27 protein-coding genes, 1 tRNA gene and 1 pseudogene are annotated in these 26,477 nt (G+C 62.1%); 11 read left to right on the top strand and 18 right to left on the bottom strand.

Features of this window, described 5'->3' with window-relative positions; all coding sequences use genetic code 11:
- Positions 1-21: 21 nt before the first annotated feature.
- Positions 22-993, top strand: coding sequence for an enoyl-CoA hydratase/isomerase family protein (locus tag IEX64_RS09385; protein WP_188819390.1), 972 nt, complete (start codon positions 22-24; stop codon positions 991-993).
- A 4-nt stretch (positions 994-997) separates the two neighbouring features.
- Here the strand turns inward: IEX64_RS09385 and IEX64_RS09380 are convergent, their stop codons facing one another.
- Together IEX64_RS09380 and IEX64_RS09375 are read right to left on the bottom strand one after the other, a co-directional pair.
- Positions 998-1,765: an enoyl-CoA hydratase/isomerase family protein gene (locus IEX64_RS09380; RefSeq protein WP_188819389.1), complete on the bottom strand. Its 768-nt coding sequence runs from the start codon at positions 1,763-1,765 to the stop codon at positions 998-1,000.
- Complete coding sequence (locus IEX64_RS09375; protein WP_188819388.1) at positions 1,762-2,985, bottom strand: CaiB/BaiF CoA transferase family protein; 1,224 nt, start codon at positions 2,983-2,985, stop codon at positions 1,762-1,764. Before IEX64_RS09375 ends, IEX64_RS09380 begins: the two co-directional genes overlap by 4 nt.
- Before the next feature lie 141 nt (positions 2,986-3,126).
- Between IEX64_RS09375 and IEX64_RS09370 the strand changes: the two genes are divergently transcribed.
- Positions 3,127-4,065, top strand: coding sequence for a LysR family transcriptional regulator (locus IEX64_RS09370; RefSeq protein ID WP_188819387.1), 939 nt, complete (start codon positions 3,127-3,129; stop codon positions 4,063-4,065).
- Positions 4,066-4,227: 162 nt separating this feature from the next.
- The gene (locus tag IEX64_RS09365; protein WP_188819386.1) at positions 4,228-5,496 is read left to right on the top strand and encodes an amidohydrolase family protein; all 1,269 of its coding nucleotides are present in this window, start codon (positions 4,228-4,230) and stop codon (positions 5,494-5,496) included.
- An 88-nt stretch (positions 5,497-5,584) separates the two neighbouring features.
- Here the strand turns inward: IEX64_RS09365 and IEX64_RS09360 are convergent, their stop codons facing one another.
- Positions 5,585-5,956: a YidH family protein gene (locus IEX64_RS09360; RefSeq protein WP_188819385.1), complete on the bottom strand. Its 372-nt coding sequence runs from the start codon at positions 5,954-5,956 to the stop codon at positions 5,585-5,587.
- Between the two features lie 52 nt (positions 5,957-6,008).
- On the opposite strand from IEX64_RS09360, the gene IEX64_RS09355 reads away from it, so the two are divergent.
- Positions 6,009-6,221, top strand: a complete 213-nt coding sequence (locus IEX64_RS09355) for a hypothetical protein (RefSeq protein ID WP_188819384.1) — start codon at positions 6,009-6,011, stop codon at positions 6,219-6,221.
- A 99-nt stretch (positions 6,222-6,320) separates the two neighbouring features.
- Here the strand turns inward: IEX64_RS09355 and IEX64_RS09350 are convergent, their stop codons facing one another.
- The 5 genes from IEX64_RS09350 to bcsS form a co-directional block, all read right to left on the bottom strand.
- Positions 6,321-6,614, bottom strand: coding sequence for an Hpt domain-containing protein (locus IEX64_RS09350; RefSeq protein ID WP_188819383.1), 294 nt, complete (start codon positions 6,612-6,614; stop codon positions 6,321-6,323).
- A complete protein-coding gene (locus IEX64_RS09345) occupies positions 6,607-6,957 on the bottom strand; it encodes a response regulator (RefSeq protein ID WP_229710169.1) in 351 nt (116 codons plus the stop codon). Before IEX64_RS09345 ends, IEX64_RS09350 begins: the two co-directional genes overlap by 8 nt.
- Positions 6,958-6,974: 17 nt before the next feature.
- A complete protein-coding gene (locus tag IEX64_RS09340; RefSeq protein WP_188819381.1) occupies positions 6,975-9,488 on the bottom strand; it encodes an ATP-binding protein in 2,514 nt (837 codons plus the stop codon).
- Complete coding sequence (locus IEX64_RS09335) at positions 9,485-10,276, bottom strand: glycoside hydrolase family 16 protein (protein WP_188819380.1); 792 nt, start codon at positions 10,274-10,276, stop codon at positions 9,485-9,487. The genes IEX64_RS09340 and IEX64_RS09335 overlap by 4 nt, the downstream gene beginning before the upstream one ends.
- 77 nt (positions 10,277-10,353) lie before the next feature.
- Positions 10,354-11,061, bottom strand: coding sequence for a cellulose biosynthesis protein BcsS (gene bcsS / locus IEX64_RS09330; RefSeq protein WP_188819379.1), 708 nt, complete (start codon positions 11,059-11,061; stop codon positions 10,354-10,356).
- A 140-nt stretch (positions 11,062-11,201) separates the two neighbouring features.
- Here bcsS and IEX64_RS09325 point away from each other — a divergent pair, with 140 nt between their 5' ends.
- The 3 genes from IEX64_RS09325 to IEX64_RS09315 are packed head-to-tail and all read left to right on the top strand — an operon-like array spanning position 11,202 to position 13,145.
- Positions 11,202-12,419: a SpoIIE family protein phosphatase gene (locus IEX64_RS09325; protein ID WP_188819378.1), complete on the top strand. Its 1,218-nt coding sequence runs from the start codon at positions 11,202-11,204 to the stop codon at positions 12,417-12,419.
- Positions 12,419-12,742: an STAS domain-containing protein gene (locus tag IEX64_RS09320; protein ID WP_188819377.1), complete on the top strand. Its 324-nt coding sequence runs from the start codon at positions 12,419-12,421 to the stop codon at positions 12,740-12,742. Before IEX64_RS09325 ends, IEX64_RS09320 begins: the two co-directional genes overlap by 1 nt.
- Positions 12,726-13,145, top strand: coding sequence for an ATP-binding protein (locus IEX64_RS09315; RefSeq protein WP_229710168.1), 420 nt, complete (start codon positions 12,726-12,728; stop codon positions 13,143-13,145). Before IEX64_RS09320 ends, IEX64_RS09315 begins: the two co-directional genes overlap by 17 nt.
- Before the next feature lie 22 nt (positions 13,146-13,167).
- Here IEX64_RS09315 and IEX64_RS09310 read toward each other — a convergent pair whose 3' ends face one another.
- The 7 genes and pseudogenes from IEX64_RS09310 to grxC form a co-directional block, all read right to left on the bottom strand.
- Positions 13,168-13,341 carry a hypothetical protein gene (locus tag IEX64_RS09310; RefSeq protein WP_188819376.1) on the bottom strand — a complete coding sequence of 58 codons (174 nt, stop codon included), beginning with the start codon at positions 13,339-13,341 and terminating at the stop codon, positions 13,168-13,170.
- Entirely contained in the window at positions 13,338-15,095 is a 1,758-nt protein-coding gene (locus IEX64_RS09305) for a glycosyltransferase family 2 protein (protein ID WP_229710167.1), read from the bottom strand. Before IEX64_RS09305 ends, IEX64_RS09310 begins: the two co-directional genes overlap by 4 nt.
- 578 nt (positions 15,096-15,673) lie before the next feature.
- Positions 15,674-15,952: pseudogene (locus IEX64_RS09300) on the bottom strand (ATP-binding protein); the annotation flags it as partial.
- Between the two features lie 134 nt (positions 15,953-16,086).
- A tRNA-Arg gene (locus IEX64_RS09295) sits at positions 16,087-16,163 on the bottom strand.
- Between the two features lie 64 nt (positions 16,164-16,227).
- Positions 16,228-16,737, bottom strand: coding sequence for a DUF1178 family protein (locus IEX64_RS09290; RefSeq protein ID WP_188819375.1), 510 nt, complete (start codon positions 16,735-16,737; stop codon positions 16,228-16,230).
- Between the two features lie 7 nt (positions 16,738-16,744).
- Positions 16,745-17,560, bottom strand: coding sequence for a carbon-nitrogen hydrolase family protein (locus IEX64_RS09285; RefSeq protein ID WP_188819374.1), 816 nt, complete (start codon positions 17,558-17,560; stop codon positions 16,745-16,747).
- 4 nt (positions 17,561-17,564) lie between these two features.
- Positions 17,565-17,828, bottom strand: coding sequence for a glutaredoxin 3 (gene grxC / locus IEX64_RS09280; protein ID WP_188819373.1), 264 nt, complete (start codon positions 17,826-17,828; stop codon positions 17,565-17,567).
- Positions 17,829-17,988: 160 nt separating this feature from the next.
- Between grxC and IEX64_RS09275 the strand changes: the two genes are divergently transcribed.
- The 3 genes from IEX64_RS09275 (at position 17,989) to IEX64_RS09265 (ending at position 21,003) form a co-directional block, all read left to right on the top strand.
- Positions 17,989-18,459 carry an Hsp20 family protein gene (locus IEX64_RS09275; protein ID WP_188819372.1) on the top strand — a complete coding sequence of 157 codons (471 nt, stop codon included), beginning with the start codon at positions 17,989-17,991 and terminating at the stop codon, positions 18,457-18,459.
- A gap of 235 nt (positions 18,460-18,694) precedes the next feature.
- Positions 18,695-20,593 (top strand): methyl-accepting chemotaxis protein, encoded by a 1,899-nt coding sequence (locus IEX64_RS09270; protein WP_188819371.1) that lies wholly within the window; start codon positions 18,695-18,697, stop codon positions 20,591-20,593.
- Positions 20,594-20,661: 68 nt separating this feature from the next.
- The gene (locus IEX64_RS09265; RefSeq protein ID WP_188819370.1) at positions 20,662-21,003 is read left to right on the top strand and encodes an energy transducer TonB family protein; all 342 of its coding nucleotides are present in this window, start codon (positions 20,662-20,664) and stop codon (positions 21,001-21,003) included.
- Between the two features lie 79 nt (positions 21,004-21,082).
- On the opposite strand, the gene pyrG is transcribed toward IEX64_RS09265, so the two are convergent.
- The 3 genes from pyrG to tpiA all read right to left on the bottom strand — a co-directional run bounded on the left by pyrG (position 21,083) and on the right by tpiA (position 24,146).
- Positions 21,083-22,711, bottom strand: a complete 1,629-nt coding sequence (gene pyrG / locus IEX64_RS09260) for a CTP synthase (protein WP_188819369.1) — start codon at positions 22,709-22,711, stop codon at positions 21,083-21,085.
- Between the two features lie 130 nt (positions 22,712-22,841).
- Positions 22,842-23,234 (bottom strand): preprotein translocase subunit SecG, encoded by a 393-nt coding sequence (gene secG / locus IEX64_RS09255; RefSeq protein ID WP_188819368.1) that lies wholly within the window; start codon positions 23,232-23,234, stop codon positions 22,842-22,844.
- A 153-nt stretch (positions 23,235-23,387) separates the two neighbouring features.
- A complete protein-coding gene (tpiA, locus tag IEX64_RS09250; RefSeq protein WP_188819367.1) occupies positions 23,388-24,146 on the bottom strand; it encodes a triose-phosphate isomerase in 759 nt (252 codons plus the stop codon).
- A gap of 374 nt (positions 24,147-24,520) precedes the next feature.
- On the opposite strand from tpiA, the gene IEX64_RS09245 reads away from it, so the two are divergent.
- Positions 24,521-26,470, top strand: a complete 1,950-nt coding sequence (locus IEX64_RS09245; RefSeq protein WP_188819366.1) for a SurA N-terminal domain-containing protein — start codon at positions 24,521-24,523, stop codon at positions 26,468-26,470.
- Positions 26,471-26,477: the final 7 nt, after the last annotated feature.

The following is a 26,477-nucleotide window of genomic DNA, read 5'->3' as shown; positions in this document are numbered from 1 at the left end:
CACAGCAGGAAGGAAACGCCGATGGGCACCAGCACAGACAAACGCCCACCGGCGGAGGACATCGTTCTCTACGAAAAGGACCCGGTGACCAAGATCGCCACGATCACGCTGAACCGGCCCGATGCGCTCAATGCGCCCACTATCGCCGCACGCCAGCGTTTTGCCGATCTGGTCACCCGCGCCAACGTGGACGACGACGTCAAGGTACTGATTGTGCGCGGTATCGGCAAGCATCTCGGCAGCGGGGCCGACCTTCCCGAAATGGACGGGATGTGGAACGACAATCCCGACTATTCCTGCCTTCCCGAATTCCGCATTGGCGAGGACGAGGACGTGAACTACCCGCCCAAGGGCTCGTTCCGCTATCTCGCCAACATCACCAATCTCTACGCCAATTCCAACGCGGGCTTGCGCAGCCTGCAGGATTTCAAGAAGATCTCCATCGTCGAGTGCAAAGGCTACTGCTACGGCTGGCACTTCTACCAATGCGCCGATGCGGACATCATCGTCTCGTCGGACGATGCGCTTTTCGGGCACTCCGCCTTCCGCTACGTCGGCTGGGCCGCGCGCATGTGGCAGTGGGCGCTGATGATGGGCCTCAGACCGTTCATGGAGATGGTCTTCACAGGGCGCCCCTTCACGGCGCAGGAGATGAAGGAGCTGCACTTCGTCAACTCGGTCGTCCCGCGCGAGAAACTGGAGGACGAGACGATGAAGTACGCCCTCGCCTGCGCGCGCAACCGCCCGGTCGACACCGTGGTGATGCAGAAGATGTTCTTCGAGGTCTTCAAGCAGCAGCAGGGCGAATACATGGGTTCGATCATGGCCGGCTGGCTGGAATCGATGCTGCCCATGGTGAAGCCAGACGCCGACACCTCCATCGGGGTCGATGCCGAGACGTTCGAGAAAGGACTGGCGAACGCCGTCAAGGACAACGACCGCCAGTTCCCGCCCGATTGGCGTCTCAGCATGAAGGGCCGGATGGAGACCTGACCGGCTACTTCGGATAGGATACCAGCGTTGCCAGCGCCTCGTGGGCAAGGCCGCTCGCCAGTTCGTCCTGCATCCGCCGGCGCAGCTCGCGCACGAGCAGCGAGCGGGTATAGCGCAGTGCGCCCGTCGGTGCTGCGGCGATCTGCTGCGCGAGCGTCCGCGCACGGATGAGCAGCTCTTCACCCGGCAGGACTTCGGCCACGAACCCGAGGCGCTGTGCCTCCTGCGCGCCGATGCGCTCGCCGGTCAGCAGGAAATAGCGACCGCGATTGGGGCCGAGCAGCATGGGCCAGACCACGTGGACCCCGTCGCCCGGCACCGTGCCATTGGGAAAATGCGCGAGATCGGCGAATTCCGCAGTCTCGGCTGCCAGAACGATGTCGCACAGGACGGCGATCTCGGCATGGATCAGCGCAGGTCCGTTGACGGCCGCGATCATCGGCACCGGGATCGCCAGCAGGTTCTGCAGCAAGCTGTTGCCCTCGTCGTAAATGCGCGGCCACATCGAAGCGAGATCGGGTTCGGGAAACGCAAAAGCAGGATCGAACCCGGCAAGGAAGCTGTCACCCGTACCAGTGAGGATCACGACGCGGTTTTCCGGATCGCGCGCCACATCAAGAAAGGCATCGCCCAGTTCGGCGTGAAGGCAATCGGGCGAGGAGCCCCACTTCGCGGGACCGCCGCGCGTATGAATCGTCATTTCCAGCACCCCGCCTTCGCGGGACATGGCAATGCCAGAGTACTTCTCGCCGTAGTCCGCAAAAGCCGTCATGCGATGGCTCCCTTGGCCTTCAGACTCTCGATCTCCTCCCATTCCAGCCCCAGTTCCATCAGGAACATCTCGGTATGTTCGGAGGCCTGCGGTGCGCGGGTCGTCTGCACCGGCGCATGGTCGAACTGGACCGGATTGCGGATCAGCCGGATCGGCTCACCACCCGATCCCTCGACCTCGACGATCGTGTCGTTTGCCAGGGTCTGCTCGTCCGTGACGACGTCCGTCTGGCTCTGCGCTGGCGCCCACTGGCCTTTCAGCGACTTGAGATGCTCCCGCCAGTGGGCGAAAGGTTTGCTGGCGATGGCTTGGGTCACCATGGCTCCGGCCGCTTCCCAGTTCGCCATCAGATCCGATACTTCGGCAAAGCGCGGATCATCGGCCGCTTCCGCCAGTCCCAGATGCTCGAAGGTATCGCGGATGTAGGGGCCGGGCGTGATCATGCACAAGTTGATCGTGCCACCGTCGGACGTTCGGAAATTGCCCATGAACGGATTGCCCGGCGTCGGCCCCGAACCGGGATAGGGAGAGCGCAACTGCGCACCGGTTTCCATCGTCAGGCTGAGGCTGGAGGCCATGGCCCAGGCCGCCGTACTCATCAACGAGACGTCGACTTCAGTCGCCTTTCCGGTCCGCTCGCGGTGCAGCAAGGCTGCAGCAATACCGCCGGCAATGTTCATCCCGCCGATTGTATCGCCGAAAGCGGGGATGCCCTGCGACATCACGCCGGGAAGCTCCTCGGGCGTCAGTGCGTAGCCGATCCCGCCACGGTTCCAGAACGCCGTGCTGTCGAACCCGCCGAGCCGCCTTTCCGGCCCCTTGTCGCCAAAAGCACTCCCCCGCGCATAGATGATGTCGGGGTTCACCGCCCGGATATGCTCGACGTCGATCTGCAGCTTCTGCCGCACCTCGGGAAGGTAGTTGGTCAGAAACACGTCTGCGGTGCAGGCGATGCGGTAGATGAGTTCGCGCCCCTCCTCGCTGGAAACATCCACGCCGACGCTGCGCTTGCCGCGATTGGGGTGCTCCATCACCGTGTTGCGGTCGGGCGTCACAGGCACACTGCCCACGCGCAGGAAACCGCGCTGGGCATCCCCGCGCACCGGGTGCTCGATCTTGATCACGTCCGCGCCCCAGTCCGCCATGACGGCACCCGCTGCCGGCACGAACGTGTATTGCGCCACTTCGAGGACGCGAATGCCCTCCATCACCCGAGTCATCCTGATCTCCCGATTATCTGTCTGGCAGGCGCACGACGGGCGCCTGAATATCCGATCCTGCCCTAGTTTGACCGCCGCGCCATCGACAATTTCAAAATCGGCGCCCACATATACGGTAGTTCTATAGGGTAGAGGATCGCGATGGATATCCGCCGCTTGCGCTATTTCCTGCAGGTTGCCGAATTCGGCTCGCTGAACGCGACCGCCGAGCAGGTGAACCTCAGCCAGCCTTCGCTGAGCCGGCAGATCCGGCTGCTCGAGGAGGAGTTGGGCGTCTCGCTCTTCACCCGGCGTCGCGACGGCATGGTCCTAAGCCGTGACGGCCTCGAGCTGCGCACGCGCATTCTCGGCCCGCTGCGCCAGCTCGAAATGGCGCTGGACGAAATCAAGTCGCATTCCAGCCAGATTGGCGGCAGCGTGGTTCTCGGCATGCCCTCCAGCGCCATCGATGCATTGGCCAGTTCGCTGGCAAAGCGCGCGGAGGCCTTTCCCAACATGGCGCTGCATATCGTCGAGGGATCGGCCGGGCAGATGCTGAAGTCGCTCGAACGCGGCGAAATCGATATCGCGCTGCTCAACGCCCCGCCGACGGACACGAAATGGCGCTGCGAAATCGAGGACCTGTTTATCGAGGAACTGGTGCTTGGCGGTGCAGCAGAGTCAGGCCTGTCGCCGGACCAGCCCGTGAGCGTGGAGGAATTGGCGCGGCTGCCGCTGATCCTCCCAAGCCCGCCCAATCATCCGCCACCGATCCGCACACTGGTCGATATCCTCTCCGGCCTGACGGGCGGCAAGTGCAACTTTCCGCGATACGCCGACTCGTTCCAGCTCACGAAGTCCTATGTCGAAGCCGGGATCGGCTATTCCATCTTTCCCTACTCGGCGGTTTTGCACGAGGCCGAAAAGGGGACGCTGGTCTATGCCCCGATCACCGGCCACCGGCTTACCCGGCACGTGGTCCTTGGCACCTATCCCGGCGGCCAATACCCGCGCGCGCTCGAGCGGGTGAAGGACATGGTCAGAGCCGAAGCCGCCAAGCTAGCCGAACGAAACCCCTCGCACATCCAGTTGCTGTTCTGATCCGATGACCCGGCGGCTATCCCGTCGCCACCATTCTATTCAAGTTCTCTATAGCGTAGTCTTATAATTGCATTGGCGCGCCGCGGTCCGGCCCGGTAGCCAGAATGCACACCGGGCGCAGCGACTGCCGATGCGTCCGAGACCTGCGAGAGGAGAGCTGTCATGGCCGATGCCGATGCAACTGAACTTGCCGAGACCGCCAGGAAATACTGGGCAGCCGAAGGCTACACACCCGGCGGCACGATCCGCGAAGTCGATTACTCCACCCAGAACGGCGGCCTTCATCCGCTGCTCGAAGGCATCAAGATCGTCGACTGCGACACCCATTTCACCGAAGCGCCCGACCTCTTCACGTCGCGTGCCCCCGCCAAGTACAAGGACAAGGTGCCCTATCTGCGCCGCGATACCGACGGCGTGGATCGCTGGTACATCGGTGAGCGCAACTGCGGCTCGACCGGGGGCAATGTAATCCGCAAGGACTACAACAAGCTGCTCGGCAAGCTGGCCTTCCCCACGCTCGAGGAATCACTGCCCGCCGCCTATCAGGTGAGGCCGCGCCTGCAGATCATGGACGACATGGGCGTATGGGCGCACATCTGCTTCCAGAACTCCGGTGTGACCCAGCCCGGCATGCTGATGTCGCTCGGCGACAACGAACTGGCCATCGACATCCTGCGCATCTTCAACGACGCCTCGATGGAGTATCAGGAGGAATCCGGCCAGCGGATCTTCAACATGGCCCACCTTCCCTACTGGGACAAAGCCGCGATGAAGGCCGAAGCGCGCCGCTGCATCGACCGCGGGCTCAAGGGCTTCGTTCTGCCCGACAAGCCGGAGATGTTCGGTATTCCCGGCTACATGACCGACCACTGGGCCGATGTGCTGGAGATGTGCGACGAGACCGGCATGTCGATCAACTTCCACATCAACGCCGCGATCGATCCGGGCACCGTGATCTGGGATGGCTTCACCTTCCAGAAGCGCCTGACGATCCAGCCGATCATGCACTCGCTGGCCTGCGCGGCAACGCTAGGGAACTGGATGGTCTCCGGCCTGCTTGACCGCTATCCCAATCTCAAGATCGGCCTGATCGAGGCCGGCATGGGCTGGGTTCCCTTCGCGCTGGAAATGCTCGAGCACCAGTTCGACGAAATGCTGCCCGCCCCCGCCAGCCTGCCGGGCAAGCGCCCCTGGGAATACTTCCGTTCGAACTTCTGGACCACCTTCTGGTTCGAAAAACTCGGCCCCAAGACGCAGCTCGATATCGTCGGGACCGATAACATCCTGTTCGAGACCGACTTCCCACATCCCACGTCCCTGTACCCCGACGTGCAATCGCACATCGTCGAGGCATTGGGAGATCAGCCCTTCGAGGTTCGCAAAAAAATTCTGCAGGACAATCCTGCACGGCTGTACAATCTGGCTCTCTGAGCCCTTGGGACAGGGGCCTGCGACGGTGCTTCATATCCATGAAGCGCTTTCGCAGGCTTTCTTCCTGACCGTCGAAAAGCTTGCGCGGTCACATGATCCAGAGCGCCCCGATGAGCAACAGGCTCGCCAGCGAAAGCAGAACGGCGATGATGTCGATCTGCCTGCGCGGCAGCGGATCAGCACGGTGCGCGGAGAGCCTGTCCAGAACCGAACTGGCCTTTCCACGCGCCAGAACGAAGATGAGAATGCCGACCCCGATAAAGCAGCTCGCCAGAGCCTTGGGCAGCCATTCGGGATCGACCTTGGCAAAGAGCGCATTGAACCCGATGCCGATACCGACCGCTGCGAGGCCCGTTCTTATCCAACCAGCATAAGTGCGCTCGTTCGCCATGACCGTACGGTCTTCCGCCCAATCGGTGCGGTCCTTGGCAAGTTCCTGCTTCTCCTCTTTCTCAGCCATGCCGGCGCTACGCCTTCTTTCCTATGCCCCCTCAACCAGGAGACGTGAACAATTGGAACCATTGATCCGGGCGCGAGGCGAAGTTCTGGAGCCGTTGGCCAAGGAGGGACTTTCTTCGGAATTCCTCGGTCTGGCTGGCTTTGGCATGATATTCGCTGTGGCTCTGCAAGGCTGGTTCCGTGATCGCACCGATGACCTGTCAGCGGCCGTCAGCCAGTCCAACCAACTCTACACGACCGGTTTCGCTCGCGACAAGGCCGGATAGTTTATCAGCCGGAGGTAACCGGCATAACCGGATACCGCCACGGCTCGGGGCGACACTGCCGCAATTGCCCCGAAAATGAAATTTCTGCGCCAGCCCGCGTCAGCGAGTGGCCAAGTCCGCTTCGATTTGCTTCATCAGCCGATCGAATTGCGGCGTTCCAGGCAAGTTCACCGTATTGTCGGTCACCAGCAGCATATCCACCGCCGAGGCCGCCGCTGATAGGTCCGGAAAGCCCAGAGAACCGGCCATGCCGGCAATCTTGTGCACGATGTCGTGCACTTCGCTGTTTGCACCTTCCAGCCGTGACGATCTCTCCAGCACCAAACGTTGCGCTTCGAGCCGCTCCAGAAAGCGCGTGCGTATGGCAGCAAGGCGGGACAGCTGTTCAGACATGGTCGACGAAGAATCGCACCTGGTTGATCAATTTCATCGGATCGAAGGGTTTCGGGATCACGCCATGTGCGCCCAAGGAGACCAGGCGTTCGACGTCCTCCGGGCTTGTTCGTGCGGTGATGAACACAACCGGCGTTTTCTTGCCGAACCGTTCCCGGATCTCGGCAAAAGTCATTGGGCCGTCCATGACGGGCATCATCATGTCCAGCAGGATCAGGTCCGGCGTCGTCTGGGCAAGGGCTTCCAGCGCTTCAGGGCCGCTGCCGCAAGTCCGGACGCTGATCTCGGGATCGAGTTCGAGCGCGATCGTCGCAATTTCCCTCAGGTCGGGCTCATCGTCCACGTAGAGTATCGAGACGGTCATTCTGACGATGTCCTTTCGCGATGGGTCTCGACCAGCCTTCCCACAGTCGCGATCAGTTCGGCTATCGGCGTGCGCGCCTTGGTGAGATTGGCATCCACAAGGCCTGCGCTTTCGGAATCGGTATTTTGTGCCGAGAAGATGATGACCGGGATCGGCGTGTCTCCTCCCTGCCGCAACTCGGGAAGCAACTCGACGCCGGCCCCATCGCGCAGGCCGATGTCGAGAATTGCGAGGTCGAATTCGCCCTCCTGCAAAAGGGCGCGCGCGCTGGTCAGGCTATCGGCCACCACGATCTCGCAGTGGTTTTCCAAAGCCATTCCGACCAGACGACGAACATCGGGATCGTCTTCCACATGGAGAATGCGCGGACATTGCTGGTCGATCGCGGCGCGTGCGGTTTCAACGCTGCCTATCAGCCGGGGAATGTCGAGCGGCTTGCGCAACCAGTCCAGGATAAGCGCCCCGGCACCATCCAGTTCTGTCGCGCCGGGTTCTCCGCCGATCGCCATTACCGGTGTATCGGCATTCAGGGTGTCTTCGTGCAGTCTCTGGATAATGTCGATGCCCACTCCGTCGGGCAGTCCCATATCGACGACAATACCTGCAAACTTTGTCCTGGCTGCCGCTTCGCGTGCCATGTCAGGATTGGTCGCATAGGTAACTGCATAGCCGGCTTTTCGCAAAGCCTGGGTCAGGACCTTGCCGGCTCCATTGCCGCAGACGAGCAATGCCGGATGGGCTGGTGTTTGCAGCTCGGCCGCGCGGTCAGGCACAGGCAGATCGACGTGAAAGCGGGTTCCCTTGCCCATTTCGGTATCGAAGCTGACGTGCCCGTCCAGCCGCTCGACGATTTCGCGAACGATACTGAGCCCGAGCCCGGTACCGCCGTTGGCACGGTTGGTCGTGGAATCTGCCTGCGCGAATTTCGTGAATATCTGATCGCGGAAGTCTTCAGGAATTCCCACCCCTTTGTCCGCAATCGTGACCCGGTAAAAGGCATCATGCCGGGATATAGTCACCTGCACCGTACCACCTGGCGGTGAGAACTTGGCCGCATTGGACAGCAGATTGGTAAGAACTTGCGCAAGCCGGTCCGGATCGGCGGACACTGTCATCGGCGTCATCGGGGCCGACAGCGCGATATCGGCGCCAAACTTCGCGGCATAGCTGCGGTTTTCCTCAATGGCTGAACTGACAGCCGCTTTCAGATCGAGCTCGCGAAGATTGAACGGCATGTTGCCGGATTCGATCTTCTGGATGTCCAGAATATCGTTCACGAGGCGCACCATGCGATTGGCGTTATCGTGTGCGATAGTGATGAGGCGGTCGACCCGCTCGGGGAGTACGCCAGCACTGCCGCCCTTCAGCAAACCGAGGGCACCGGCGATGGACGTCAGCGGTGTGCGCAATTCGTGCGTTACGGTAGACACGAAGTCGGACTTTATCTGCTCGTTGCGCTTGCGCTCGGTCACGTCCCTGATCACCGCAACGTAACGCAGGCCTTCGTTCAACAGCGTCGTCGTGAGGGCGACTTCCGTAGGGAACACGATTCCATCGCTGCGGCGTGCCAGGATCTCAACGGCCGTTCCGTCCGCGTCGTTTTGCATTCCGAACGCGCGCAGTTCTTCTGCCACCTGACCAATCGGCGGCTGATCGGCAAGCAGGATACCGACATCGCGGCGGTCGAGTTCACCGGGGGCATAACCGAACATGCGCAATGTCGCTGCATTCGTACTCTCGATCGAGCCACTGGGATTGATCGTGATGATCCCGTCCATGGCGCTTTCAAGGACAGCCTTTTGCCGCAAGGCCATGTCTTCGAGTTTCGTCCAGGCGTCATCGCGCGAGCGCAGGGAATGCTGCAGGGCCAGCCATGCAGCGATCAAGAGCGCGGCAAGCGTTGCTAACAGGGCGAACGTGAGATAGCGAATGTTGGTGACCGCCCGCTCGGCGTTTGCCGAACGTTCGGCAATCGTATTTTGCTGGCGTTCCAGAAGCTGGTCGATCCCCTCCCGTATTTCGTCCATGAGGAGCCTGCCTCGACCCGACATGACTTTGGCTTCCGCGCCCTGCTGATCGCCGGCTCGCCGCGTTTCAATGGTCGCTCTGGTATGGGCGAGTTTGAGGCTCGAAAGTTCTCGCAGTTTCAGGAGCGCGTCAGGTTCCGATGATTGACCGGGGCCGAACTCGGACAAGCGCTGCCAAAAGGAAAGAAGACGCCGACTCCCCTTGTTATAAGGCTCAAGGAACTTTTCATTTCCCGTGATCACATAGCCGCGACCACCAGTTTCGACATCCTGATGCGCCGAGAGCAGCTGGAACAGTTCTGTACGCCGTTCCCGTGCGCGCTCTTTCTCCAGATTGAGGTGATCCGTCGTGCGCACCTGCTGTGTGAGCAATACCACAACCGCCCCGATGATCAGGGGCGCCAGAAAAGCGACGATCTTCGCAAAACGCTCCCGCCATCGTCCTGCGCGCTGTGCGCGGCCGCTGATCTGGATTCCGTTCATCTGGGCTCAGCCTTTTGCCAGACGCGCACGCTGACCACTTCCATGCGGGCAGGAAAGGCTTCGGCGTCTAGACTCTGAGCACCGGCCCACGCGCCCCCCACCGCGACGTTCAAAATCAGGATCATCTTGCGATCGAAGCCTCGCGGCCGAGCGGCAAAACCCACTTTTCCGTCGACACCCACAACGATGCGGTCTTCCGTCCAGAGCAACTGGTAGTCATGGAAGCCGCCGCAATAATTCAAGTGGCTTTCGCCGCGATCATGGTTGCCGTCGAGGAAATTGCGCTTCGCCGTCTGGACTGCATGATGAACCGTGCCGGGCTCATAGCCGACCGCTTCGGCGATATCGATTTCACCGCCCTGCCACTGCATGTCCTGATGTTCGGGCAGCAACCATATGGCCGGCCAGGCACCAACCACACAGGGCAGTCTTGCGCGGATTTCGAAGAAACCGTGCCGCCAAGACGCCCGTCCCCGCGTGGTAAGACGGGCCGAACTGAACTTCTGGCCGGACCAGTCATCCCACCCCTTCGCAGACAGATCCTCCTGCCGCGCCTCGATCACGAGGCGTTGATTTTCGATGCGGGCGTTCTCCCGCCGCTGATGAGCGTAATATTGCAGCTCACCGTTGTACCACCCGCGGCGATTGCGTGATGTCTCGTTGTGCCAGCGCCCGATATCCGGCAGTTCGCCGCTGTCGAATTCATCGTTCCAGACGATCGTGTAACCGTCCGGACGAACGAACGGGTCTCCCACGAGCGGCAGCGGTACCGAAGCATCTGCAGCCATGGCGCTAATCGGGAGAGTACATGAAGCCAGAATCAGAAAGGCAAGCGCCGTTCTCGCGAACATTCGGCATGCCCCCTTCAGAACACGCGGCTTATGCCGAGTGTGACGTAGGGTTTGGCGGAACGGTCTTTCTGCTTCGAAGCACCGGCACCAATAAGCCCCTGCCACTTTCCCCCGAGCCTCGTGGAAACATAGAGCCCGGCACTGGGGCGAGTGTAGCTGCGGTCACCCTGCACCCCACCCTCAATACCCACACGGGTGTCGGTTTCCCCGTCAACGAGGCGGTTGAGCCGAAGCTGCGTGAGATAACTCCGATCGTTCACGGCGTATGAGGCAAACCAACTTGCGCGCCATTCATTTCCGACAGTGCCGTCGGTCTGCATTGCAAGGTCGAACCGGGTCCCCCGCATGCGGTTGCCGAGGTCGACGGGCTTCAGCCTGGTGTCTGTCACGCGCGGTCCGGCCGAGACGTTCACCCAGCCCCAGCGGCCGGACATCTGATAGACCAGCGCCACCTCTGCGCCGATGTAGTCGGCCGAGATGCGCTGACCATTCGATTCGTAACGGTATTGCCCGCCGCTGACGCCAGCACGAACCGCAAGCCCCTTGCCGAGCTCCGCGCCCGGCAGCGCAACGACGCCGCCGGTGTAGGCATTCACGCCGTCTCCCGCCGAGCCCCCGGCATAAACGACACCCGTATCCTGTGCGGACACGGGCTGGGCGAACAGCGCAAGCGGCAGAACCAGGCTCGCACCGAAAAAAGAACGCAGGTTTTTGAAACTCATCAGGCGCGCCTTCAGGCCAACACGGGTCACGCTCACGAGACCCATTTCAACGAGGCACACATATATTCGAAGGTGTTTAGCAAAAGGTAACCAGTTCCGGGAATAATCTGGTCAGTTTCCCCCTGTGTGCCCGATATTCCATGTTTACGTCTGCCATTTCCTCCGCGCGCACGAACCTGAAGGTTCTCGTCGTCGACGACGACTCCCTGATGGGGGAGTACCTGTGCCTGCAGCTCGAATCGTTAGGATGCCGGCCAAAGGCCGCCGAAAACGGCGCTGAAGCCCTCGAAATTCTGAAAAGTCGCGAAGTGCACCTGCTCATCTCCGACTGGCAGATGCCCGGCATGGACGGGATGGAACTGGTGGCCGAAGCCCGCAAGCTGACAAGCGCGGACAGTCATCTCCACATCGCAATGATGACCGCGCGCAGCGAGGAAAAAGTGATGCGCGCCGCCATGGAGGCGGGCGTTGACGATTTTCTCTTCAAGCCGCTTCAGATCGTGGAACTGGGCCTCGTCATCGCCAGCGCCGCGCGCAACCGCCTGCTCCACCTTCGTCTCAAGCGCCGTAACGCCCAGCTGGCTATGGAGCACAGGCGTGCCAGCGACGCCCTGGAGCGGGTACAAGCCGACCTTAGCGCGGCCACGGCCCTGCATGAACGCCTGCTGCCGCGTTTCGACAGGTGCGGAGCGCTCGCACTCTCACATCTCTATCGGCCCGCCGCGCTTCTTGGGGGCGATTCAATCGGCGCTTCGCCGCTACGTGAGGAAGGCCTGCTGTTTTTCCTGGTCGACGTGCGCGGGCACGGTGTGCCTGCAGCTCTCGATTCCTTTCACCTGCATCATCGCATCAAGCAGTTGAGACCCACGAGCGCACCTGATCTTGGAGTGGCGATGGCGACGATCAACCGCGAGATCTGCGACCGCGGGGATGACAGCTACGCCACCGTAGCCTGCGGCCTCATTTTCCCCGAAGATAGCGAAGGCTGGGTGGTTTGCGCCGGGCATCCGCCACCATTGCTCATGATGGACGGAAGCGTCAGCCAGATTTCGGGCGGACGCGCTATGCCGGTGGGATGGTTCGACAATACCACCTACGAGCCGGAACGATTCGCCTTCCCCCAGGGTGCCCGGTTCGTGACATATTCGGACGGGATAACCGAAGCGATGAATGCGTCTGGCGAACAGTTCGGCGAGCAGCGGCTCGAGCAAGCGCTGATAGCCAGTGCAGGCACGCCTCTCTCGCAATTTGCAGCGTCGCTTTCGGATGACCTGCGAGCCCACTTGCCAACCCAGACCTTCGAGGACGATATTTCCATGCTGGCGATCGAACACAGCCAAACGGAGAGCAACGACTGATGGTAGGCGAAAGCGAAATTCTCGAAGTCGTGATCGATCACCCCCGGCTGGATGCAGCAGCGGCTCCGGCCTTGCGCCAGGAACTGGCGGGCCGCTTCGAAGACCGTCCGGAACGGGTTATTCTCGATCTATCGAACGTCGAGTTCATCGATTCAACCGGCCTCGGCGTGCTGGTTTCGATGCTCAAGCAAATGGGAACGAATGGCCGCATCGTGATTGTAGGCGCATCGCCCGCGGTGCAGCGGCTCCTCCATATCACCCGTCTGGATAGCCTGTTCATCCAGTGCGACAGCATCTCAGCCGCGCATGATGCCCTCGCCTGATCTGCCTTCGGGTATTTCGGTTGCGGCAAACCTGATGGAAGTCAGGCGGCTTGCCGAACATCTGCGCATGGCCTGCGCGGATAAGGCCATCGACGAATTGACGACTTTCGATTGTGAACTTGCCTTGGTTGAAGCCGCGAACAACGTGGTCGAGCATGGCTACCAGGGCCGGCCGGAAGGCGAACTTACGCTGATCGTGCAGATTGCCGGAAGCACGATACGCATGGAACTTCTGGATCGCGGCACACCCGTTCCAGACGGGCAGTTCCTGCGCTGCGAGACGGTCCCTCCGGACGCCACCCACGGACGCGGTACCGGCATCATTCAATCCTGCATGGACGGAATCGAGTATACCAGCGAGAACGGCCTGAACCGGCTGGTGATGACCAAACGCCTGCCGTGATGCGTTCGCCGGTTCGCCCCGTCTATTTCCCGGTGACGGTGCCCACCGATTCAATTCCGTGATCGGGAATCGGTTTGCCCGCTTCCTGCTGCAGGTTCCGGTCTTCAATCTGCACGATCACGGCTCCGGCTATGATGAGCACCGCGACGATGATCAGGTGGCTGCGGGCATGGCGCAGATTCCTGCGAAAGCTCACTGGCTTCCCTCCTCTTCCGGTTTCCAGAACGCCGCACGCACCATTATCGACATCGCCAGAATGTTGTTCAGCCCCCACAGCCCGTTCGCGATCAGCCCGCCCAGCGTATAGCCTCCCCCCACAGTGAAGAGGCGCAAAGCGCACCAGGCAAAGGCGGTGACGGTTAGGCCGATCACGGCTATCTGCGGCCAGACGAGTCCAAAATAATTGCCTTCCTGCCGCTGCTTTGGCGTGACCGGAAACGATATCTTCTTGCCGCGGATCACGGCCCACAGGGCCCGCAGAGAAATCGGGAAACTGGCGAGGTAGGAGACCTTCCCCTTGTAGCCCGACAGCCCCCAGGTCCCCATCATGAAGGCCAGTTCGTTGAGCACCAGAAACGGCAGCGCATGGCCGAAGAAGTCGCCCGTATAGGCACTCACAGGCGCGATCGTCGTGAACATGTAGACGATCGGTGATAGCAGGAAGATCAGGTTCCAGGTGGCGCCGAAATAAGACCAGAACGTGGTCAGGTACATCACGCGCTGCGCGAGCGTCATGCCGGGCCGCGTTACCGGGTTGTCGTGGAAGAAGATGTCCAGACTTCCGCCCGCATACTTGAACCGCTGCACCGTCCACGAGAGCAGATCCTGCGGCGAAAGCATTTTCGACTCCACTTCCGGGTGGAGCACGGTCTTCCACTTTCGCTCGCTATCCTGATGCAGGACGATGGTGGAGTAGATGTCTTCCGAAACGTGGAACTTGTAAGGTGTGAGTTCCTCTTCCTGCGCAGCCTGCCATCGTGCCAGGGCATCATCGGGTTTGTGCTGCAGTCCCAGAAGCTTGCGGATGCGACTACGGCCTTCGTCGCCGCTGCGGGCAATGGCATCGGCATAGGCACGCAGCGCCACGAACATAACCGCTTCTCGGCGATGGATCGAACCGGCCCCGCAACAAAAGGCCGCATTCCAAGGGTTTCGGCGGCGCTGGATAACATCGTAGAACATCGCCGGATCATTGACGAACGGGTCCTCGTCGATGCGGATTTCGCCGAAGACCGCTTCGATCGCCGCGCCGAGAAGCTGCCCGGGCTTGCCCGCGCGGCGTCCCCACACATCCTTGAGCCGCTTGCCTTCAGGGAGGTCGTAGAACCACTGCGGCGTCTGCACGATCGCGACATCGGGATCGCGGAAATAACCCAGCGTATGTTCGAGGATCGTGGGAAACGGTCGCGTATCGGCATCGCAGATGACAATGAAATCGCCGCTCGTCTGCTCCATGGCATTGCGCAGGTTACCCGCCTTGTATCCGACGTTATTGGTGCGGCTGATATAGCCCACCCCCTCCTCTTCGCAGACCTGGCGCATGGACTCCCGCCGCCCGTCGTCGAGCACGTGGACACGAAAGTCGATCGCATGGGGATAGGATATCTGCTTCGCATCGCGGATGGAGAGGCGCACGAGCTCCTCTTCCTCGCTGTAGGTGGTGATGAACAGGTCAACGCTCACCGGCCTTTCGGCGCTTTCCCCCTCTTGCGTGCATTGCGCAATGGACGAAGGCGGCGCTTGCTGCGGGTAATCGCGCGTCTTCCACAGGTTCGCCGTGAACAGGATCAGCCCGAAGTAGGCACAGGTCTCGGCCAAAACGAGAGGAAGCGCAAACCAGAGCGCATCGAAATTGAGCGAATGCGTCCAGCGCCACCAGATATAGATCGCCCCGGCAAGCAGGTTCGCCACGCCAAGCACATGCCAGATACGCTCAACGGGCCGCGACACCCGGAGTGGCGGCGGCGGGCGCCTGCCTTCGAACGGAGTGAAATAGAAGTCTGACGCCACTGTCTGCCTGAAACTCACTTCTGGATTTTCGCACTATGCGACAAGTTCAGCAAATCGGATATTCCACGCAGTCGACAATCGGGCGTTCGACTACATGCCAAACGGCAAATGCGATTGATGGCGTACGAAGGCAAATTCCCCGCGTCCGTAGCGATATCCTCATATATTGGTGAACAGAAGGTTTCAGGATGTAAACTTCGATCCGGGAACTGTGCTCAGGAAAACGCCAAAATTGGCGCCAGCGCAGCCTGGCCAGGCAATGCCGGAACGCTAGTTGTCCGAGGCGGACCCCATCTACTCCAATCATTCCCCGCCCGACAGGACGAAGTTGAGAACCACGCGGTCACGGCCAAAACTGCCAAATGGCAAGACTGTCAATCGGCGCGCGAACGGGGACCGGGATCGGGGTTCAATAGGGGAGCAAGGCTTGATGCGCGAATTTGCCTTGCCGGAATGGCGGAGGGCGTAGCCCGGAGGCGTTCCCGCACGGCGTAAATCGTCTTCTTTTCCAGGCGGGCTCAGCTGCGGTTCTTGAAACGCGAGCTGTCGTTGCCGGTCTCGATGATGTCGCAGTGGTGCGTGAGGCGATCGAGCAGGGCCGTGGTCATCTTGGCGTCGCCGAAGACGGTGGGCCATTCGCCGAAGGCAAGGTTGGTGGTGACGATGATCGAGGTACGCTCATAAAGGTGGCTGACGAGGTGGAACAGCAACTGGCCGCCGGTGCGGGGGAACAGGAGGTAGCCCAGTTCGTCGAGGATCAACAGGTCGAGCCGGGCGAGATGCTCGGCAAGCTTGCCGGTCACCGCCAAGCGGACGCTGCTGAAACTCGCATTTTCTGATAAATTGACGTTCGACCGCAAAATCGGTCTTCGAACCGCCCAAACCACTCTACCGTTTAGGGTTTTTGGCTCTTCCCGTCCTCAGTGTAAAATGGTGCGCCCGACGGGATTCGAACCCATGGCCCCCAGATTAGGAATCTGGTGCTCTATCCTGCTGAGCTACGGGCGCACGCCGGGGCGTCCTAGCTTGCGTGCAAAGGCTTGGCAATCTGTCCGACGCGACTGACGGTCGATCAGTTGTTTCGTTCGGGCGGGGTCACCGGAAACGGCAGGGGCATGACAGATATGCCCTCGTCGAGAAGCTCCTGTGCTTGTTCCAGCGTCGCCTCGCCGTGAATGGTCTCGGCATCGCGTTCGCCATAGTGGATCGCGCGGGCGTCCTCCGCGAAGGACTCGCCGACGTAGCGGGATTCCTTGAGCGCCTCGTCCTGCATTTTGGCAAGCTTGTGCATCAGTTCGACCGCTTGCGGCGGCAGAGGGGCATTGGCGACGGGGGCGGCCAGTTCGGCCGGTTCCACCGGGGCCGCTTCCGGAGCCCCACGGCGCGGCGCTGCCTGAGTGGGCATCTGGTTGCCCTTGCGCGACAGCCGGGGGGCTTGCATCGCCTTCGCGACATTGTCCGAGCCGCAATAGGGGCAGGAGACCAGACCGTCCTCTTTCTGGCGCGCGAAATCGTCCGAGGACTTGAACCAGCCCTCGAATCGGTGGGAGCCGCTGCGGCATTCCAGGTCGTAGACGATCATGGATCCGCTATTTGGCTATCGCGCGGCGATTGGCAAGGCTGGGAAGCTGCGCGCGCACTTCGGCAATGCGCGCCGGATCGATCTCGGCATAGCCCAGCCCGGGCGCCTTGCCGCCCATGTCGAGCAGGACCTCACCCCAGGGATCGATCGCGAGCGAGTGCCCGTAGGTCTCACGCCCGTCCTCGTGCCGCCCCACTTGCGCGGCGCACAGGACATAGGCGCTGGCCTCTACCGCGCGGGCGCGCTGCAGGAGGTGCCAGTGCGCCTTTCCGGTCGGAACGGTAAAGGCCGCGGGAATGGCGATGACGTCGCACCTGGCCTGCCCCAGCGCCTCGAACAGCGCCGGGAAACGGATGTCGTAGCAGATCGCCAGGCCGAGACGGCCCAGCGGGGTCTCCACCGTGACCACGCTGTTGCCGGCGGCATAGGCACTGGACTCGCGCCAGGATTCGCCGGTCGATAGATCGACGTCGAACATATGCAGCTTGTCGTAGCGGGCACGGATTTCACCCTTGTCGTCGATGACGAAGGCGCGGTTCACCCACTTGCCGTCGTCACGCGCAATGGCGAGCGAGCCCAGGTGCACCCACAGCCCTTCGCGTGCCGCGACTTCACGCACCGCGGCGAGCACAGTGTCTTCACCTTCGGTGCGGATCGTCTCCGCTGCACGCGAGCGCTTGCGATCGAGCAGGCCCGACATCTCGGGCGTGAAGAGCATCGCGGCCCCTTCGCTGCGGGCAGTGGCGAGGGCATCGACAATCGTTGCAGCATTCGCCGCAGGGTCGATACCCGTCGTCATCTGCAAAAGGGCCGCGCGTGTCATAGGATCAGAGCCCGAGCAGCGCGTCGAGCTTGCCGCCGCGCTCCAGCGCGTTGACATCGTCAAAGCCGCCGTAAGGCTTGTCGTCGATCAGGATCTGCGGGACCGTGCGGGCGCCGGGAACGCGGTCTTCCATTTCGGCGCGCTTGGGGCCGCCCATGGTCACGTCGTATTCTTCGTAAGCGACGCCCTTGCCGTCGAACAGAGACTTGGCGGCGACGCAGTAGGGGCATCCCCACTTGGTGTACATTTCGACCTTGGGCTGGCTCATTCGGGGCTCCTTCATTGCCTGTCTGACGACCCTTGAAACGCCGGGCCGCTATCATATCTAGGAATGCGAGTCATGGCCCGCCATGGGGATGGCTCATCGATGAGGCGCCGGGTTTCCGGGCCTCGACGAAACGAAGATTGCTCATTGGAGGATTTTTGTCATGAACCGTATCGATTTTTCGCCTTATCGCCGCACCATGGTGGGCTTCGACCGCCTCTTCGACATGATCGAGAACCAGGGACGCGCCAATACCGGCGACAAGTACCCGCCTTTCAACATCGAGCGCCTCGGTGAGGACGCCTACCGCATCACGCTTGCGGTGGCCGGCTTCCGTCCGGCCGACATCGACATCACCGCGCAGGCCAATCTGTTGATCGTGAAGGGCAACAAGCCGGACGATTCGTCGGAAGGCGAATATCTGCACGTCGGCATTGCCCAGCGCGGCTTCGAACGGCGCTTTGAACTGGCCGATTATGTCCGCGTCGACAACGCCGACATGGCTGACGGGCTGCTGGTAATCAACCTCGTGCGCGAAGTTCCCGAGGCCATGAGGCCGAAAAAGATCGCCGTTGGCGGCAACACGCTTACGGTTGTCGACGACAAGTCCGACAAGGACAGCGCTGCGGCCTGAATCGCTTTCAGCTCTTCAAAAGGCTAGGAAAACCGAGGCGGTCCGGGAAACCGGGCCGCCTTTTTGCGACCAAATCTTACCGCGCCGTACACCATTATCGGAGAGTAATGCGTAAAAATCCCTAAGGCTTTTCGCATTAGCTACTACGGTTGTTACCGTTCGTGCACTTAAGCCGGGCCCAACCACTCTTGGCTACACCTTCTTCTGACCTAGCCCCCCCAGGAGACGGATAGCCATGTTACGTTTGAAGATCGCTCACCGCCTGGTCATAGCGTTCAGCCTGCTGCTGGCGATCATGGCTGGCATGAGTGTATTCGCCATTCGCCAGATCGGCGAAGTGAACACTCTCACCAGTGAACTGACCAGCAATGCCCTGCCCGCATCGCAGGCTCTGGGCGATCTGCATGCCTATGCATCGCAGTACCGGATTCATCAGGCCGATACGCTCAATGCGGCGGGAACGCCCGCCTGGGATCGCCAGACAAAGGTGCTGCGCAATTCCGGTGCCGTGATTGACGGGGTGCTCGAGGACTATCGCAAGCACATCCACCAGCCTGCGCAGATCGCGGCGCTCGATCAGGTACGGGCGGATTGGCAGGCCTACGTTGCCCAGAACGAGACGATCATGGACCTCGCCCAGACCGATCCGGCCGCGGCGACCGACATGTTCGACATGGAAGGTCTCGACGGCTTCTACGAGCTCGAAGATCACCTGCTCACGCTGATCGATCTCAACACCAAGGCGGCCGACGCGGCTGCCACGCATGGTGAGGAAATCTACGCCAAGGCGAGCAAGATAATGACCGGCACGGCGCTGGCGGGTCTCGCCTGCGCGATCATTCTGCTGATTGTCATGATGCGCTCGGTCGCCCGTCCGGTGAAGCGGCTCGACAGTGCCGTGCGCTGCCTGATCGATGGTGACACCAACGTCGTGATCCCCGGGGTCAACCGCAAGGACGAGCTGGGCAGCCTCGCGCGCGCGCTCGAACGCTTCCAGAAACTGGCCCAGGCCGATCAGGAACGCGCTCACGAAGAGCAGGAACGCGCCCGACATCTGCAGCAGACCGTACAGGCTATCGGTGATGGTCTCTCGCAGCTTGCCGAAGGCGATCTGGCCATCCGCCTCGCCGAAGACGGCGAAGGCGCCCTTGCCCGCCTGCCGGTGGACTACAACCTCGCCGTGGCGCGCCTCGCTGAAACGATGCGTCAGATCGTCGACGGGTGTAACTCGATCCGCGTCGGCACCGACGAGATCGCGGCGGCGACCTCGGATCTTGCCGGCCGCACCGAGCAGCAGGCCAGCTCGCTCGCCGACACTGCCCGCACGCTCAACGAGTTCACCAGCGTGGTTCAGGTCACCGCGGACAACGCCCGCCAGACCAGCACCCGTCTGCTCGTGGCCCGCGACACGGCCACCAAGGTCGAGGATATCGCGCACCAGGCCGTCGATGCCATGCGCGGCATCGAGACGACCTCCAAGGAGATGGCCGCGATCATCAACACGATCGACGGTATCGCCTTCCAGACCAACCTTCTTGCACTCAATGCCGGTGTCGAGGCCGCCCGGGCGGGTGAAGCCGGCAAGGGCTTCGCGGTCGTCGCCACCGAAGTCCGCGCGCTGGCCCAGCGTTCGGCCGATGCGGCCAACGACATACGCGGCCTGATCGATCGCAGCACCAAGCAGGTGGGCGACGGTGTCTCGCTGGTCGAAAGCAGCGGCGATGCCCTGCGCCAGATCGTCGGCGAAGTCGCCACGGTGTCCTCGCTGGTCGAGGAAATCGCCGGCGCGGCCGAAAAGCAGGCCGAAGGCATCACCGAGATTTCAACCATGGTGGCCGGCATGGACACCTTCACGCAGCAGAATGCCGCGATGGTCGAGGAAAGCTCCGCCGGCAGCCGCAATCTCTCGCACGAGACGCAGCGCCTGATGAGCCAGATGGCAGCCTTCCGCCTCGGCGATGGCGAGCCCGGCTACACCTACGAGGCATCGGCCCGCGGTCTGCCTGCCGGCGAAGCGGCAAACAGCGAGGAACCGGCCTACGAGCACGTACAGGAAGCGCCGAGGCGCAGCCCTGCAGCGGCGGCGATATCCGGTGCGAATGCCCTCGCCCTCGATGACTGGAGCGAATTCTAAGACCTTTTTTGAGTGCCCCCCGGACAAGGGCCATTGGGCCACAGTCCGATCGGAAATGGAGACTGACCATGAAGACGACGATCCTGAAAATTTCAGCCGCCCTTTCGGTTCTGGCGATGACCGCCACCCCGGCTTTTGCCGATAGCTGGGTCAACAACGTGAAGCGCGTTGTCGCTTCCAAGCAGACCTATCCGCGCACGGCGCAGATGCGCGGCGAGGAAGGCACCGCTCAGGTTAAGGTCTATGTTTCGGCATCGGGCAAGGTCGAGAAGGCCGAACTCGTCGGTTCTTCGGGATCGCGTGCGCTCGACAAGGAAGCGGTGTCGCTGATGACGCGCGTCGGTAGCCTGCCTGCACCGCCGGCCGGCACCAGCTCGGTCGTGCTGCCGCTGACCTGGAAGCTGATCTGAACCGATCGGCACGGCGGGCCTACGCCTCGCCTTCCGGAAAACAAGAGACCGGCTCCCATCGGGGCCGGTCTTTTTTGCGTCAGACCAGTCGCGCCTGCTGCAGGGCCGCACCGATGAAGCCCGAAAACAGCGGGTGCGGATCGAACGGCTTGGACTTGAGTTCCGGATGGAACTGCACGCCGACGAAGAAGGGATGCTCGGGCCGCTCGACGATTTCGGGAAGCAGGCCGTCGGGCGACATGCCCGAAAAGATCAGACCGCCTTCTTCCAGCGCGTCGCGATAGGCCACGTTGACTTCATAGCGGTGGCGGTGGCGCTCGCTGATCTGCTCAGTGCCATAGATTGCCGCGACATGGCTGTTGGGTGAAAGCGAAGCAGGATAGGCGCCCAGGCGCATGGTGCCGCCGAGGTCGCCGCCTTTGGCGCGCTTCTGCAAGCCGTCCTTGCTCATCCACTCGGTGATGATTCCCACGACCGGCTCTTCGGTCTGGCCGAACTCGGTCGACCCGGCCTTGGCGATCCCGACCGAGCGGGCGCCTTCGACACAGGCCATCTGCATGCCGAGACAAATCCCGAAGAACGGCACCCCGCGTTCGCGCGCGAACCGTACAGCGGCGATCTTGCCTTCGGTGCCGCGCTCGCCGAAGCCGCCGGGCACCAGAATGCCGTGCATCGGTTCAAGCGCTGCGGCGATCTCGGAATCACCCTGTTCGAAGATCTCCGCATCGATCCAGCGAATGTTGACCTTCACCCGATTGGCCATGCCGCCGTGCACGAGCGCTTCGTTGAGCGACTTGTAGGCGTCCGGCAGGCCGACGTACTTGCCGACGACACCGATGGTCACTTCGCCTTCGGGGTGATCGTAGCGGTCGGCAATGTCCTGCCAGCGCGTCAGGTCGGGATCGGCCGATTCGATGCCGAAGTGATGCAGGACCGCCGCGTCGAGGCCTTCGCCGTGATACTGCAGCGGGACGTGATAGATGTTGGGTGCGTCGAGCGCGGGAATGACCGCCTCGCGGCGAACGTTGCAGAACAGCGCGATCTTGGCGCGTTCGCTGTCGGGAAGCGGCCTCTCGCAACGGCACAGCAGCACGTCGGGCTGGATGCCCAGGCCGGTCAGTTCGCGGACCGAGTGCTGCGTCGGCTTGGTCTTCAGTTCCCCGGCGGCAGCAATGTAGGGAACCAGCGTGACGTGCACGAAGCAGCTCTGTTCACGGCCCAGCTCGTTGCGCAGCTGACGCATGGCCTCGACGAAGGGCAGGCCCTCGATGTCGCCGACAGTGCCGCCGATCTCGCACAGCACGAAGTCGAGATCGTCGGTATCGGCCTGCGCGAAGTCCTTGATCGCGTCCGTCACGTGCGGAATCACCTGCACCGTGGCGCCGAGGTAGTCGCCGCGGCGTTCCTTCGCGATGATGTCGCGATAGATCCGGCCCGAGGTAATGTTGTCGCCCTGATGCGCGGAGACGCCGGTGAAGCGCTCGTAGTGGCCGAGATCGAGGTCGGTTTCGGCCCCGTCGTCAGTCACATAGACCTCGCCGTGCTGATACGGGCTCATCGTGCCCGGATCGACGTTCAGATAGGGATCGAACTTGCGGATTCGCACCTTGAAACCGCGCGCCTGCAGCAGTGCTGCCAGGCTTGCCGCCATGAGACCCTTGCCGAGCGAGGAAACCACGCCGCCGGTGATAAAAATATGCCGCGCCATGGGAGTTGGGCCTTAAATTGCATGGGGGCCCCAGGGCAAGCACCCAGAGCCTGAATCCACAGGACAAACACGAGGAATCACCCTCTGGCAGCGCCAGACGGCAATTCGGTTACGGAAAAACGCGTGAGGGTTACTGCTTCGCAGCTCCCGAAAGCGGATCGTCGGCGGGTGCCTGCTGGGCGGGAGCCGCATCGCCGGCAGCGCCAGCGCCCTGATTGGACGAGCCGGCGAGCGGATCGGCAGGCTGCGCCGGAGCGGTGTTGCGCTCCAGCGAGGTGTCGATGTCACGGCCCGTCGTCTGGTCCACCGCAAGAGCGGCAAGGACGATGCTGAGTGCCACGAAGAGCGTTGCCAGAACCGCCGTCGCCCGCGTCAGGAAGTTGGCCGCGCCACGCGCGGACATCAGCCCCGAGGGATTGCCGCCACCGACACCCAGGCCGCCGCCTTCGGACTGCTGCATGAGGACTACGGCAACAAGGCCCGCTGCTACCAGCGCCTGGACCACGGTCAGGAAAAGGAACATTTTTGTCTCAGCCTTCTGGCGGACTTGAGCGCCCGCATCGTTCGCGGCGCAGATAGGCTCTACACGGCCTTCGCGCAACCCGTGTGTTGGACGCGGGCGAGCCGCGTCCTGGCAGGAAGGGCCATCAGAGCCCCTTCCCCCGTCTCAAATCGTTCAATCCTGGGTGAGCGAAGCCGCTGCACCGACGATGGAGAGAAAGCTCTCCGCCGTCAGGCTGGCACCGCCGACAAGCGCGCCGCCAACCTCTGGAATCGCAAGCAATTCGGCTGCGTTGTCCGCCTTCACCGAACCGCCGTAGAGAATGCGCACGTCCGCACCGCCCTCGCCGAAAATGGCAACGAGCTTTTCGCGGATCGACTTGTGCATGGCCGCCACGTCCTCGACCGAAGGCACGCGGCCGGTGCCGATCGCCCAGACCGGCTCGTAGGCGACCGAAAGCTTTTCCGGAGTCCCTTCAACCGACGGGCAAGACCCTTCGAGCTGACCGCCGACGACAGCTTCCGCCTGCCCGGCATCGCGCTCGGCCTCGGTTTCACCGACGCACAGGATTACGCCAAGACCCGCGGCCAACGCGGCCTCGGCCTTGGCCTTCACGTCTGCATCGCTCTCGCCATGCAGCGTGCGGCGTTCGGAATGACCGACGATCGTGAAATCGGCGCCTGCGTCCTTGAGCATCACTGCGGAAATATCGCCCGTGAAAGCACCGCTTTCCTGCGCGTGGCAATCCTGTCCGCCAACGCCGATGATGTCGACCGCATCGCGTGTGCGGTAGATCAGCGTGGAGGGCGGCGCGACCGCTACCTGCACCTTGGGAAAGCGTGCTGCAGCCCGGTCGATAGCGCGCGCCTCATTGAGCATCGCACGCGTGCCGTTCATTTTCCAGTTTCCGACGATGTAAGGCAAACCAGCCATTTCAAACCTTTATAATTTCCATCGCGAATCCCGCAGATTCCCGTCGGTGAGGGAATCAGGCTCGTCGCTGTCGCGGCGCTGCTAAGGCACCCCCGCCCGGCTGTCAAAATTCATCGGGCATTAATTTCGTCGAACCCTTTAATCGGTTCTTGCTAGAGCCCGTTCAAGGCTCCTTACTGCATTTCATTTCGTAATCGTTGACTCTGCATGCTCGGAAAACCCCAGAACCGCACCTCTGCATCGATGGAAGACGGGGAATTGTCCCCATCGCATCGCGGGGGCATTGCAGGATGCCGCAAGGCCTCCTAAAGCCTGCGCCCGTTTACTGCGAAGCCGGCAGGTTTCGCCCAGTCCATCGCTGATCGGCACGGTCCATGATCTCTATCTTCAGAAAATTCTTCTCTTCCAAGATCGGCGCGGGGATTGCCCTGGCCGTGCTGGTGGTCATCGCGATCGCCTTTGCCAGCGGCGATATCGCCGGCATGCGCAGTTCCGGCGGAATTGCCGGCGGCAATGCCGTGGCGACGGTGGGCGGACAGGACATCGACGCCGCCGACCTGCAGCAGGGGGCCACGCGGGCGCTCAATCGCGTCAAGCAGCAGGAACCGACTGCCACGATGAAGCTGCTGGTGGCCCAGGGCGGCGTCACGCAGGTGCTGAGCGACCTGATCGACCGCACCGCGCTGTTCGTTTTCGGCAAGAACAACAATATCGTGATCAGCGACCGTCTGATCGACAGCGAGATCGCGCAGATACCCGCGTTTCAGGGCGTGGACGGCAAGTTCGACCAGAACACCTTCCGCCAGGCTCTGGCGCAGCAGGGCATTTCCGAGCAGGGCCTGCGCGAGGACATCGCCCACAACATGACCGGCCAGGTGCTGATGGTCCCGGCTACCACCGGCACCGAAATGTCGGAATACGCGGCCAAGCGCTATGCCTCGCTGCTGAACGAGACCCGTTCGGGTTCGGTTGCCGCGCTGCCCTCGCTGCTCTTCGCGCCCGAAAAGAACCCGACCGACAAGCAGCTGGCCGCGTTCTACAAGAATCACACCGACGAGTTCATCCGGCCCGAACGCCGCTCGATCCGCTATGCCACCTTCACCCAGAGCTCGATGAAACCCCCGGCAGCCCCCACGGATGCCGAAATTTCCGCACGCTACGAGTCCGAAAAGGCGCTTTACGCCGCGCAGGACAAGCGCAAGATCACGCAGCTGATCGTACCGACGGAAGCCGCTGCCAAGGCGGTGATCTCCGAAGTCGAAGGCGGCAAGTCGCTGGAAACGGCGGCCAGGGAAAAGGGCCTGTCTGCAGCCAGCCTCGAATACTTCAGCAAGGAAGAGCTCTCGAGCCAGTTCTCGCTTGAAGTCGCCGACGCCGTGTTCGCCGCTTCTGTCGGCAAGCTCGCCGCGCCGCGGAAGAGCCCGCTGGGCTGGCACGTCGTCCGCGTGGACGAGGAAAACAAGACGCCTGCCCGCTCGCTCGCCGACGTGAAGGACGAGCTGATCAAGCAGATCAAGGAAGACAAGCGCCGCAAGTCCTTCATGGACATGGTGACCAATGTCGAAGACCAGTTCGACAACGGCGCCAATCTGACCGAAGTAGCCAAGGCCATCGGCGCCGAGGTCAAGACGACCGGTGCCGTTACGGCCGACGGCAACGTCTACATGAAGCCCGGCGAAACCGTTTCCGACGACGTGAAGCCGGTGCTCGCCACGGCCTTCACCATGGAGCAGGAAGAGCCTCAGGTCGCTCCGTCCGTGCCGGGTCAGTCCTACATCCTGTTCGACGTGACCGAGATTGCCCCATCCGCGCCCGCTCCGCTGAAGGACATCAAGGACGATGTGACGATGGCGTGGAAGCTCTACACCGGATCTGAGGCCGCCAAGAAGGCCGCGCTCAAGATGCAGGGCGAGATCAAGAAGGGCAAGACGATCCAGCAGGCCATGGCCAGCCTCGACAAGCGCCTGCCGCCCGTGCAGCAGGTCTCGATGTCGCGCCCGACGCTGACCGCCGCCCTGCGCCAGGGCAAGCAGGTTCCGCCGCCGGTGTCGCTGATGTTCCATATGGCCGAAGGCACCGTGAAAGTGCAGTCGGCGGCGCAGGAACGTGGCTGGTTCGTCGTCCAGCTCAAGAAGATAGAGCCCGGCGACGTCGAATCCGACGAGATGATCAAGGGCGCCCGCCGCGAACTTGGCCGCCAGCTCGGCGAAGCCTATGGCGCAGCGCTGGCCAAGGCGATCCGTGCCGACGTGGGCGTGACCGAACACCCCGAGGCGATTGCAGCGGTGCGCGACCAGCTCGCGGGCACCGGTTCGCCGAACTGATCCGGAA

Source organism: Novosphingobium indicum (assembly GCF_014645195.1).
Taxonomy (GTDB): domain Bacteria; phylum Pseudomonadota; class Alphaproteobacteria; order Sphingomonadales; family Sphingomonadaceae; genus Novosphingobium; species Novosphingobium indicum.
Note: the sequence above shows the minus strand (reverse complement) of the source record. Positions and strands in the feature narration are given on the sequence as shown.

Coding starts and splice junctions, on each gene's coding strand:
- IEX64_RS09385 (WP_188819390.1), top strand. CDS start 22: ATGGGCACCAGCACAGACAAACGCCCACCGGCGGAGGACATCGTTCTC.
- IEX64_RS09380 (WP_188819389.1), bottom strand. CDS start 1,765: ATGACGGCTTTTGCGGACTACGGCGAGAAGTACTCTGGCATTGCCATG.
- IEX64_RS09375 (WP_188819388.1), bottom strand. CDS start 2,985: ATGACTCGGGTGATGGAGGGCATTCGCGTCCTCGAAGTGGCGCAATAC.
- IEX64_RS09370 (WP_188819387.1), top strand. CDS start 3,127: ATGGATATCCGCCGCTTGCGCTATTTCCTGCAGGTTGCCGAATTCGGC.
- IEX64_RS09365 (WP_188819386.1), top strand. CDS start 4,228: ATGGCCGATGCCGATGCAACTGAACTTGCCGAGACCGCCAGGAAATAC.
- IEX64_RS09360 (WP_188819385.1), bottom strand. CDS start 5,956: ATGGCTGAGAAAGAGGAGAAGCAGGAACTTGCCAAGGACCGCACCGAT.
- IEX64_RS09350 (WP_188819383.1), bottom strand. CDS start 6,614: ATGTCTGAACAGCTGTCCCGCCTTGCTGCCATACGCACGCGCTTTCTG.
- IEX64_RS09340 (WP_188819381.1), bottom strand. CDS start 9,488: ATGAACGGAATCCAGATCAGCGGCCGCGCACAGCGCGCAGGACGATGG.
- IEX64_RS09335 (WP_188819380.1), bottom strand. CDS start 10,276: ATGGCTGCAGATGCTTCGGTACCGCTGCCGCTCGTGGGAGACCCGTTC.
- bcsS (WP_188819379.1), bottom strand. CDS start 11,061: ATGAGTTTCAAAAACCTGCGTTCTTTTTTCGGTGCGAGCCTGGTTCTG.
- IEX64_RS09325 (WP_188819378.1), top strand. CDS start 11,202: ATGTTTACGTCTGCCATTTCCTCCGCGCGCACGAACCTGAAGGTTCTC.
- IEX64_RS09320 (WP_188819377.1), top strand. CDS start 12,419: ATGGTAGGCGAAAGCGAAATTCTCGAAGTCGTGATCGATCACCCCCGG.
- IEX64_RS09315 (WP_229710168.1), top strand. CDS start 12,726: ATGATGCCCTCGCCTGATCTGCCTTCGGGTATTTCGGTTGCGGCAAAC.
- IEX64_RS09290 (WP_188819375.1), bottom strand. CDS start 16,737: ATGATCGTCTACGACCTGGAATGCCGCAGCGGCTCCCACCGATTCGAG.
- IEX64_RS09285 (WP_188819374.1), bottom strand. CDS start 17,560: ATGACACGCGCGGCCCTTTTGCAGATGACGACGGGTATCGACCCTGCG.
- grxC (WP_188819373.1), bottom strand. CDS start 17,828: ATGAGCCAGCCCAAGGTCGAAATGTACACCAAGTGGGGATGCCCCTAC.
- IEX64_RS09275 (WP_188819372.1), top strand. CDS start 17,989: ATGAACCGTATCGATTTTTCGCCTTATCGCCGCACCATGGTGGGCTTC.
- IEX64_RS09270 (WP_188819371.1), top strand. CDS start 18,695: ATGTTACGTTTGAAGATCGCTCACCGCCTGGTCATAGCGTTCAGCCTG.
- IEX64_RS09265 (WP_188819370.1), top strand. CDS start 20,662: ATGAAGACGACGATCCTGAAAATTTCAGCCGCCCTTTCGGTTCTGGCG.
- pyrG (WP_188819369.1), bottom strand. CDS start 22,711: ATGGCGCGGCATATTTTTATCACCGGCGGCGTGGTTTCCTCGCTCGGC.
- secG (WP_188819368.1), bottom strand. CDS start 23,234: ATGTTCCTTTTCCTGACCGTGGTCCAGGCGCTGGTAGCAGCGGGCCTT.
- tpiA (WP_188819367.1), bottom strand. CDS start 24,146: ATGGCTGGTTTGCCTTACATCGTCGGAAACTGGAAAATGAACGGCACG.
- IEX64_RS09245 (WP_188819366.1), top strand. CDS start 24,521: ATGATCTCTATCTTCAGAAAATTCTTCTCTTCCAAGATCGGCGCGGGG.